Below are 10,598 nucleotides of genomic sequence, written 5' to 3' on the forward strand. Positions count from 1 at the left end.
ATGTTGTATGTGCTAAACTTTTATTATCCATATGGATCTCCTTTCGTACATAATTGGTTGACCAGACCATATATTATTGTACGATTGGAGTATTTTTTTTGTCCATAGCTAAAAGCTTTTTAGAACCCCCTGCATAGCAGGGGGTTTTCATTTAACCAAAAATAACAAGAGCACAAGTGTGATAACTTGTGCTCTTGTTATTGGGCTACCAACCTATTTTCCTTGCACTACTGTAAAAATATAGTTATAGAGGAAATATTCTTTTACAATTTTAGTCTATCACTTCTTTAATAAAAGAACAACGATTTGATTTTGTACTATTTCATAAAAAAATAGATTAAATTGTAATTTTTTGTCACTTATGCACCCTTCATCCGAAATATTCAGACTTTTTACTTTAAAAAATTTAAAACATCAGGAACATATAAATCGGATTATGGAAACATATACTACTATCGAAATTCATCATAGGATGAAAATTTATAGGGAGGTGTTGAAAAGATGTCTTCATACGACAGTTATCCAGCTGAGTTAGATTTGTTTCTTGGGGGACTACTTGTTACATTCGGGATATTTATCATACTCTTTGCAATTTTAGCTTATATCTTAACTGCAATTATTTATTATAAAACAGCACAAACTAATGGATTACAGGACATTGCCTTTTGGTCATGGATTCCGCTTTTAAATGTATATGTATTATTTGCATTAGGTTCGACTAAAACAACATTGGAAGAAATCAAAAAGGATGCAATTAAATTTACCATTATTTATTTCGTACTCGCCATTGTGTCGATCATTCCAATCATCGGGTTCTTAGCATCCATTGCAATGATGATCATTGCAATTTACTACATGTACCGTATACTTTATCGATGGACTGCTGATTCAGGAAAAGCCATCCTATTTGTCGTTCTTACTTTCATCACAGGTGGCCTGTTCTTTATGATTTACGGACTTATCATGATGAAGAAACCATTCTTGGCTTAAATTAAATGTTTCAGAATTGTTTGTGTACCCGGTACACAAACAATTCTGAAAACTTACTACAATTTCAACTAACGCATGTATTTTCAGCATTTTCTTCTATTATAATAGTATTGAATTGGAGCAGTATTGCTAAAAAACCTCTGTACCACGAATTATCGTGCCTCATACTCCCTCACATTTGATAAGGAGAATTTCCCACTTTCACTTTAAGTTTATGCTTTTCGGATATTTTAAAATCACAAAGATGGACACTCTCTTAATGATTTTCTTCTATTATATAAGGAAGTTTCATATTAATTAGACAAGACTTAAAAGATTACTTAACTGTTATATAAAAGTTATTGCTGTTCTATAACATAATGTGATAACATCATTATTATAGTAAATATTGTGAAAATTTAAATAGTATTGGAGGCTAACAGAATGGTTACCTTTCTAGTCTGTATTGCTTTATTAATTGTCGGTTATTTTACTTACGGCAAATATGTTGAAAAGGTATTTGGTGAAAAGCCAGATCGACCAACTCCAGCGTACGTGAATGCGGATGGAGTTGATTATATTCCGATGTCCACTCCGAAAAACTCACTAATCCAATTATTAAATATTGCTGGTACTGGTCCAGTATTCGGTCCAATTGCAGGAGCATTATATGGCCCAGTTGCATTCATTTGGATTGTAGTTGGATGTATTTTCGCTGGGGCAGTACATGATTATTTAACTGGGATGATTTCAATCCGAAACAAAGGCGCTCATGTTCCGGAACTTGTTTCGAAGTTTTTAGGGAAATTCATGAAACATGTAGTAAATGTTTTTGCTCTTTTATTATTGTTATTAGTTGGAACAGTTTTCGTATCATCACCTGCGATGTTAATTAATAATTTACTAGAAGGTGATGCATCTACATTAACTATCATTGTTGGTGTAATTTTCTTATATTATATTTTAGCTACACTTTTACCTGTAGATAAAATTATCGGTCGACTTTATCCTTATTTCGGTGCAGTTTTAGTAATTTCTGCTCTTGGAATCGGTTTAGGTTTAATTTTTACAGGAGCACCAATTCCTGAATTAACGTTCACGAATATGCATCCAAAAGAATTACCGATTTTCCCATTATTATTCTTTACTATTACTTGTGGTGCATTATCTGGTTTCCATGCAACGCAAACACCAATTATTTCTCGTACGACTCAAAATGAAAAACAAGGTCGTAAAATTTTCTACGGTATGATGATTGCTGAAGGGATTATCGCCATGATTTGGGCTGCTGCTGCTATGAGTCTATTTGATGGATATGGTGGTTTAAACGAATTACTAGCTGCCGGTGGTCCTGCAGCGGTTGTTAGCGAAGTATCATTGTTAATGATGGGTTCAATTGGCGGAACAATTGCCATTTTAGGAGTTATAGTTTTACCAATTACTTCTGGAGATACTGCATTCCGCGCAGCACGTATGATTATTGCTGAGTACTTTAAATTTGGCCAAGCTAAGTTACTAAGCCGTTTGTGGATTGCAATTCCACTCTTCATTATGTCTTATGCATTAACAAAAATTGATTTCCAAATCTTATGGCAATATTTCTCTTGGGCAAACCAAGTAACTGCGGTCATTGCATTATGGGTTGGAGCGATGTATTTATTCCTAGCTAAGAAAAATCACTGGATTGCTACCGTTCCTGCAATCTTTATGACGTATATGGTTATTGTATATATCTTATTTGAACCAACAATGGGATTCGGAATACCGCTAAATGCATCCTATATTGGTGGTTCAGTTGCTACAATCGCTCTTGTAGCAGTCTTCTTCATCTCTGCACACAAAAAACGCGGCACATCCTTCTTACTTGATGAAGATGTATCTGGGTATCAAGTGGCAGCTGGTTCTGAAAAGAATTAGAAATTAGTGTACCCGGTACACAAACAATTCTGAAAACTTTATACAATTTGTTTAGGCGTGGGAGCTCCCACGCCTTTTTATATGTTGTATAAAAGCCGAGAAATGTTTATTCTAATGTATTACCAAAGCTATTTTGATTCTCTAATACAGCATTGTCATAAGCTATTAAAGTTACTTCTAATTTATCCTCTAGTTGTTTTATTTCCTTGAGTTGTTCTTGATTTAGTTCTGCAAATTTTGTCTCTTCCAAAGGTATCCCTTCCTTTTTAAAAGTATCGTTTTCAGTATAAGAAATTCATTGGAATTTATACTTTGCTTTAATAATGTACCCGGTACACAAACAATTCTGAAAACTATGTACAATTCACCAAAAATATATTCAAAATATTTTTTTGAGGCAGATTATTATACTATTTTTTTATTTTAGGTGTGATTCGTACATTAAATTTGCAATTTGATACTATTTGGAAAATATACAGAGATAGACACAAAATGATTAGAAGAATATTTTTATATTAAGCTATTGCATTAATTTTTCTACAGATTTTCAAAGTTTAATAAGGAAGGAGTTTAAGTTATGCCAAGGAAGAAAAGGATATGGCATCCTGATGTATTTAATCATGTTGTTTCCCGAGGTAATAATCGCCAAAATATTTTTCTTTGTGATCGAGACTTTATAGAATTCTTTCGTGTGCTTTCCTATACCTACGAGAAATATCCTTTTATCATCACATCTTATTGTTTAATGTCTAATCATTATCACTTATTACTACAATCACCAGAAGTTCCGCTAGGTAAAGTGATGAGAATTATTAATCATCGTTATGGAGATTATTTTAGAAAGAAATATCATTATACTGGCCATCTATATGAGAAAAGATACTATTCGGAATTAATCACAACTCCTAACTCAATGATTAGGGTTAGTAGATATATTCATCGAAACCCTATTAATACAACAACCCCAATTGTTCATAAACTTGAACATTATCGCTATAGCAGCTATGCATTTTATAAACACAATCAACCTTGCCCATATCCATTCTTCGATACTAAGCCACTTTATGATTGTTTTATTTATCCGTATCTCCAAACCAAAGAACATTACTTCGAATATTGCGAAACAAATAAAGAAGATGAAATCGAACTTACACTCAAAACATAAAAAACCGAGTTCAATCTCTCAAAGATTGAACTCGGTTAAATTGTATACAATTGTCAGAATTGTTTTTGTACCGGGTACAGCTATTTAGTTGAACTTAGCTACACCGTTTTCGATAATAAAATCTTGATCCAAATTTAATGTTGTAGAAACTGGGTCTTCCGCTTGTATTTGCGTATTAGTAGATGTAATTACACTTCCATTTTCAACATTAATTAATTTGATTGCGCCTTCATATAAGCCAGCTTGATTTACTACTACGTATACTGGTGTTTCTGCATCTATTAATGGGAAACCTTGTACAGGACCCCAACCAGTTTTAACAATATTGTACCATGCCCCTGTTGTATCTTGAGCTATTAGTTGTATACCTTCATTTAGACCTTCAACAACCACTCGTACTTTTGCATAGTCCAAGCTACCTTTTTTAAGGGACACCATGATTGGTGTTCTATTATCTGTATTAAATTCAGTAATACGTCCGTTTGCATCCTCAGTAATTTTCCCTTCAGTTGTAACCGCTTCAGTAGGAAGTCCACTAATAGAGATTTTTGGAGCTTTTGTTACGTTATAGATAAATGTGTTTTCTGCTGTTGTCGGATCCATATTTCCAAACTGATTGCCAGCTTCGTCTCTTATTACTAAGAAGAATTTCACAGTTCCTTTTTTAGCAATTGCATCTGTTACCACTGCACCAAAGTCAATTGTCCATGTTTGTGTTTCAGCCTTATATGTTACTTTAACCCCTTGAGCTTCAAATGCTGCTTTTAATTCATCTGTTCCATATGGGTTTTCCTCACTTGCATATACGCTGAACTCTGGTAGTGCTAAGTTATGATCCACTTCTAATTCACGTAAGTTTTCATCTTTTGCTTTGACTACTAGTTTAAATGTCTCGTCATGTGCAAGCTCTACATCAGTACCAGATACCGGGCTAATACTTACTAATTCCGGTTTAATTGCATCTTGTTCACCGGAGTTATTTCCTCCACCGTTTCCTGGAGTACCACCATTACCCGGTGTTCCAGTATTACCTCCATCATTTCCAGGAGACTCAATAACAGTACCTGAATTATCAATAACTTGCTCAATGTTTCCTTTTACTGTTTCATAGTCATTAATAATAGTAGAAATATTTGAATCTGTTGGAACAACTAATTTTTCAACTTTTGCATTCTCTCCAAGAGACACTTTTGCATTAGCATTCACTATTTCAAGTTGTTTTACTGATCCTGTTACATCTAAAGCCAGTTGTGTAGCTTGTTGTACATTTACATTATCAATAGATGCTGAACCTATAATTTGAAGTGCTTCAGATCCACTTACTGATATTGTGCCAACATTTGCATTCATTTCAATAGATTTTACGTTAGCTGCTACTTTTACTTCTGTTAATTTGCTGTTTGATGTGATAACAACATTGTCTCGTTTTGCATTGATTGCTTTAACTGCTGAGTTTGTTAAGTTAATTTTGGGACCATTCGCAGAGCTAGCAACCATATTTAAAGAAGCTAATTGTGCTTGAGCACCCTCAGAAATCACTAATTCACCTTTAATGTCTAAACCATTTGCATCAAAGCTATTAGATACAGCACTTGTTAAAATGACATCTTGGTTAACAGTTATATTTTTTAGAGAAGTAAAGTCTGCATTTACTGTTAAAGAACCATCAATTACTGAGTTTTTACCATCTAGGACAATAGGATTTTCCTCTGAACCTGAATTATTTAAAGTTAATGTTTTAATAGATTTTACTTCACCTTTTGAGATAACAGCTTTTACTTCTGCACCTTCTAAAGCTTCAGCGTTTTGTTCGTTAAAGATAGGCAGAGATGTCTTAAATTCGCCTTCTGACGTAACAATTTTCGTTGCTTCAATATCAGTTACAGTAAAAGTTACTTCTTTTTTAATTTTTTCTGCACGCACAGCAAAAGCTGCCATCTGACCACGTGTTACATGGGATAAGCCATCAAAAGTTGTAGACGTTCTACCAGTTGTCACGCCATTTTCGTATAATGCTGAAATAAAATCTTTATAGTAATCATGCATATCTGTGAATGGTGCCGTGCTTTTTGCCTCAAAACCAAAACCGATTGCTAGCATTTTTGCCATATGGTTACGCGTAATTAATTCACCCATACGGAATGTGTTGTCTGTTGAATAACCATTAATAATTCCAGCATTATGTAGAGCAGCAATTGCACCATAGTATTCATTATCTTTTTTAACGTCAACGAACCCTGGATCTGTTACATTCTCTGTATCTAGTTCTAAGACTTTGGCAAGAATTTTTGCTGCTTGTCCACGTGTAATTTCTTTATATGTACCAAATGTGTTATCTGGGAATCCTTTAATAATTCCACGTTGAGCCAAGTTCATTATGTCATTATAATATTGGTTTTTTGTTGTTAAATCTGTAAATGAAATAGTAGCCTGAGTTTCCTCAGCGTGTGATACGATTGGTGCCGCAACAACCCCACTAGAAACTACAACTGCAGCAGCAACTCCTGCTTTAAAATACTTGTTCAAATTTTTATTATTCATTAATAAATTATCCCCTTTTCGGTAGATTTTTATAGTTAAAGTGAATTCTAACCAAAAATAAGTTTATAATATAAATCTATCATTTTATATAGGAAAATAATAGAAATGATAAAAAAGTAACAATAAGCACGATAATGTTACATAAATGTAAAAAAACGAGTTCGTTCACATTAAATTGTATACAATTGTCAGAATTGTTTGTGTACCGGGTACATATAGTACTTCAGGAAATCATTTAGGAGAATCGAATGAATAAGAAACTCACGAAAATTTTAATGTCCTTTATTATGCTCTTGTCACTTCTCGTAATTCCAACTTTTGCATCAGCTGCACAGGAATCTGGTACTCTCGCAGATTTGAATGTAAAATTTGTCCCTTATGAGTTAAATGAATCGTATATTGTTGGAACAAAAGCACCGAATGTAGAAATCGTCTATTTAAATCGTAAATCGAATAAGCAGTCTAGTTTGAAACTATCAAAGATGTCCAAATATACAAAAGTGAAAGATATAAAACTCGTCGATCAAAGCATAGTATTTTCAACTTACGAAACTGCAGGAATAAGTGAGCAAAACTATCGAATTATGAAATTTGACATTGCTAAGGGTACTTTGAGTGAGCTTGTATTTAACAAAAGCCAAATTACGTTACAGGGGGCTTCTTCTACTGGGCTCATTTATACGGTGGATAACGTAATTAAAGGACATGAACTATGGTATTACGACAACAAGTCAAAAAAGAAGACGAAACTGGAGGCTTCAGTTGGCTCCGCGCATATATCAGGTGATATTATTACCTACACAGTGCCAAGCACAAGTTTGATGGAGTTAAATGAAGCGGTTTATTATGTTAGCGCGAAAAATTTAAAAAACAAAATTCGATTGCCATTTGATGGGGAATTCGTGAAAACAAACGGAAAATACATTGCGTATTGGTACAATAACTCAAACTTATCCACAGATCGCTCTGTTTACATCTACAATATCGCAACAAAAGAAACCTTTGATTATTCAATTGTTCCAGAGGGAGATTCGGTGAACCAAGATATTGTATTTATGGGGAACATCGTAATTGCTTGGAACACGGATAACTCGCATACAAAAGTAAAAGCAACGCAAATATACGATTTAAAAACGAATGAAGTGTTAGAAACAGATGAAAGTTTATTGCCAATTGCTGCATCGAAAACAGAGATATTATTCTATGATCCTATTTCGAAGGGGTATTTAATTTATAAGCATTAAACAAAAAGGAGACAACTCGCTCCAAATGGGTTGCCTCCTTTCCTATTTAATTCATCTCATAAGTAAATTTCTGACCTTGCTTGTTTGTATACGTTAGAGTCGATCCATTTCTTTCGAGGTTCGATATAATAAAATCATTTATTTGTGTTAATTGAGTTCCATCTATTTTCATTTTATAAAGGTAACCGCTTCGTGAGTAGTTACTAAAGTAGATCCAACCATTGTATACAACTAATTCATTCGCACGTTCATTGGAAATCTTTTGTTTACCTGTGCCATCTTTATTTATTTTATAAATATTAATATCATCTGCATCACTGCTGTAGAAGTATTGATCCTCATACAAATCAAAATCCCACATATCCGTCATAAATAAGTATCTTGAATCTGTCGCATCCGGGAATTCTGAATCATCCCAATTATGGTCATCATCTAATAAACTATCAGGAATTAAAAAGTATTTGTATCGAACATAACCTTCTTTATTTGGCGTTGGATCGTCCCAAGTGGCATCTAAGCTATACCAAATGCCATCGATTTGAACTTTATTCCACGAATGCAAGTCCCCTCCTGCACTACCTGAAACGTAAAGGACCGGAATCCCTATTTTATTCAATAAATAAACCATTGTTTTAGAATAACCATCACAAACAGCTATCCCTTTTAAAAGCACACCATCAATATGATAAGATGATTCTGGAATAGAATCTCTCAAATAGTTTTCAGAATCATATGCAGTATTTAACACTACATAATCATGAATCGCCTTTACTTTCTCAAAGTCACTCATACCAGGTGAAATATTTTGAGAAATAATTTTGTTTGCTACTTGTTCAAGCTGATTATTCATCGAAAGAATTTCTGATTTTGGATAACGATATTTAAATTCAAATTTACCATTACTCCAGAACAAACTTCCTTCATCTTGGAAATAAAATATTTCTGGATGATCACCTAATATTTGATTTAAAGTATCGATTGCTAAATCACTATCCGTTGTAAATTGGCTAACATCCGCTTCTGGCTGTACATTCACTAAGGCATTATAAATTGTACTATATAATGTATTTGGTGTTGCTTTAACTGTAATCGTAAATGTACTTTTTATCGCCTTACCTGCTTTATCCTTTGCAGTTATCGAAACAGACTCGACACCCTTTTCAGCAGCTTCATAAATCCAATTAGCCCCAGTGATTTTCCCTTTTGTAGCTAAAAATGCTAATGTATCATCCTGGTCTTCATCTACAAAGTAATCACTTAAATTAATCGAAATGCTTTGGCCAACAGTTGTGGTTTGATTCGGGATTTCCTTTACTACTTTTGGTGGGTTGTTTGTTTGCAATACATTAAATGTGAATTTTGTATCTTTTAACGTTAAACCTGAAGTCGACTTAATATTTTTTATATATAATGTATACGTTTCCCCAGCTATGTAGGATTGTTTTGGTGAAATGACAATTTGTTTTCCACTCACAACAGGCTTATTAATGTCTAAAGTTAAACCCTTTGAATCTATTACATAGATGTTTGATAGATTAACGGTATTTTTATCGACCTCTTTTGAAAATGTGATTGTCCAAGGTTTCTTTAAATCTGTTGTCGTTTTACTAGAGATTTCAACCCATTGCTGCTCAGCTGCATCTGTCGTTTCTATCGCTACTGAAAACCCGAGCGAAAATACAATCAGAAAGCTGAGCAATATTTTTACAATAGTCCTCAAAATAGGCACCTTCTTCCTATGAATATTTTAGGATTATTATAACAGGTAGATTTATACTATATCTATCTTTTACCATTTAATAGATATAAAAGGAAAAACTCAACAAGATTTTACATTATATAAAATGATTTACGAAAGCGTTTTCATTATGTAATACACTATTTCTGTTTCTTTTGGATATTTAAGCATTCAACTACCAATTGGTAAGCGTTTCTTTTCCTATCCATGACCGCATTTTTGGATAAAGGTATTTTAAAATTCAAACCGTTATGGAATTCGATTACACTTTGCTTATTTGTTTTTTCAACATTGAAACTTAAATCAAGAATCCACATGCTTTCAGGATAGTGCAGTACAGGTAATTGCATGGCTACAATTGTATTGAGTTCGGAAATGACGATTGGGGGGTTTTTGATAAAGCTAAATCGTTCACGTGAAGCTTGTATTCTCCCTTGTAAATTAGAGGCAAATTGTAAGCAGTACGAATTAATTATCGTTTCAACTTTTTCCTCAAATTTGAAGGACTCGTCCTTTGTATAAATAATAGAAGAGATCTTACCTTCATAATGAGGAACAAGGCATAGTGTTTCATTCAACATCAAAATTTTTTGCATTGTTTTTTTCAATTTCATTCCCCTTTCAAAAATAAAATTCTTATACTATTCATTCACATAAGACACGAAACTCCAATGAGCAACTAGTTTGATCTATTCTATAAACACACCTCCATTTACTGAATATTCTAAAATATATACTCACCTTTGTAAATATTTCCAATAAAAATTTCTTGGAAAAAAGCTATTATTTTCTAAATTTCTGCATTTTTTTCTAGAAACTTATCTATGAAATTTCATAAATCGCACAAAACTATCTCCCCTATAGCCTGTTCGAAGGATTTCAAAAATCATCTTATGATGGAGCTATAAATGTCAACGTTAATATGTACATTTATGCTTGTTTAAGGGTGTACAAAATTACTCGTTTACTGGTTCGAGGTGTTGCTTAAGACGGTACGAATCACCAGTAATAGTTACGACACTTG

Annotated in this window: 8 protein-coding genes; 4 read left to right on the forward strand and 4 right to left on the reverse strand. The window is 33.3% G+C overall.

The genetic code is table 11. The features are described from left to right. The first annotated feature begins 501 nt into the window (after nucleotides 1–501). Nucleotides 502–990 (forward strand): hypothetical protein, encoded by a 489-nt coding sequence (locus D8M03_RS16310; protein ID WP_121215858.1) that lies wholly within the window; start codon nucleotides 502–504, stop codon nucleotides 988–990. 423 nt (nucleotides 991–1,413) lie between these two features. After that, entirely contained in the window at nucleotides 1,414–2,886 is a 1,473-nt protein-coding gene (locus D8M03_RS16315; protein WP_121215859.1) for a carbon starvation CstA family protein, read from the forward strand. Nucleotides 2,887–2,992: 106 nt separating this feature from the next. On the opposite strand, the gene D8M03_RS17820 is transcribed toward D8M03_RS16315, so the two are convergent. Then, on the reverse strand, nucleotides 2,993–3,136 hold the full coding sequence (locus tag D8M03_RS17820) for a hypothetical protein (protein WP_170148479.1): 144 nt from the start codon (nucleotides 3,134–3,136) through the stop codon (nucleotides 2,993–2,995). Between the two features lie 327 nt (nucleotides 3,137–3,463). Between D8M03_RS17820 and D8M03_RS16320 the strand changes: the two genes are divergently transcribed. Then, on the forward strand, nucleotides 3,464–4,051 hold the full coding sequence (locus D8M03_RS16320; protein WP_121215860.1) for a transposase: 588 nt from the start codon (nucleotides 3,464–3,466) through the stop codon (nucleotides 4,049–4,051). A gap of 84 nt (nucleotides 4,052–4,135) precedes the next feature. On the opposite strand, the gene D8M03_RS16325 is transcribed toward D8M03_RS16320, so the two are convergent. Beyond that, complete coding sequence (locus D8M03_RS16325) at nucleotides 4,136–6,592, reverse strand: S-layer homology domain-containing protein (RefSeq protein ID WP_121215861.1); 2,457 nt, start codon at nucleotides 6,590–6,592, stop codon at nucleotides 4,136–4,138. A gap of 248 nt (nucleotides 6,593–6,840) precedes the next feature. Between D8M03_RS16325 and D8M03_RS16330 the strand changes: the two genes are divergently transcribed. Beyond that, nucleotides 6,841–7,836, forward strand: a complete 996-nt coding sequence (locus tag D8M03_RS16330) for a hypothetical protein (RefSeq protein ID WP_121215862.1) — start codon at nucleotides 6,841–6,843, stop codon at nucleotides 7,834–7,836. Nucleotides 7,837–7,882: 46 nt separating this feature from the next. Here the strand turns inward: D8M03_RS16330 and D8M03_RS16335 are convergent, their stop codons facing one another. Beyond that, nucleotides 7,883–9,556, reverse strand: coding sequence for a DUF5050 domain-containing protein (locus D8M03_RS16335; RefSeq protein ID WP_147404835.1), 1,674 nt, complete (start codon nucleotides 9,554–9,556; stop codon nucleotides 7,883–7,885). Nucleotides 9,557–9,714: 158 nt separating this feature from the next. Then, on the reverse strand, nucleotides 9,715–10,182 hold the full coding sequence (locus D8M03_RS16340; protein WP_170148480.1) for a competence protein ComK: 468 nt from the start codon (nucleotides 10,180–10,182) through the stop codon (nucleotides 9,715–9,717). Nucleotides 10,183–10,598: the final 416 nt, after the last annotated feature.

Source organism: Ureibacillus endophyticus, from assembly GCF_003628435.1.
Taxonomy (GTDB): domain Bacteria; phylum Bacillota; class Bacilli; order Bacillales_A; family Planococcaceae; genus Ureibacillus; species Ureibacillus endophyticus.

Bases quoted from the DNA above. Each gene is read 5' to 3' on its own strand.
- D8M03_RS16320 (WP_121215860.1), top strand. From the start codon at position 3,464: ATGCCAAGGAAGAAAAGGATATGGCATCCTGATGTATTTAATCATGTT.
- D8M03_RS16310 (WP_121215858.1), top strand. From the start codon at position 502: ATGTCTTCATACGACAGTTATCCAGCTGAGTTAGATTTGTTTCTTGGG.
- D8M03_RS16330 (WP_121215862.1), top strand. From the start codon at position 6,841: ATGAATAAGAAACTCACGAAAATTTTAATGTCCTTTATTATGCTCTTG.
- D8M03_RS16325 (WP_121215861.1), bottom strand. From the start codon at position 6,592: ATGAATAATAAAAATTTGAACAAGTATTTTAAAGCAGGAGTTGCTGCT.
- D8M03_RS16315 (WP_121215859.1), top strand. From the start codon at position 1,414: ATGGTTACCTTTCTAGTCTGTATTGCTTTATTAATTGTCGGTTATTTT.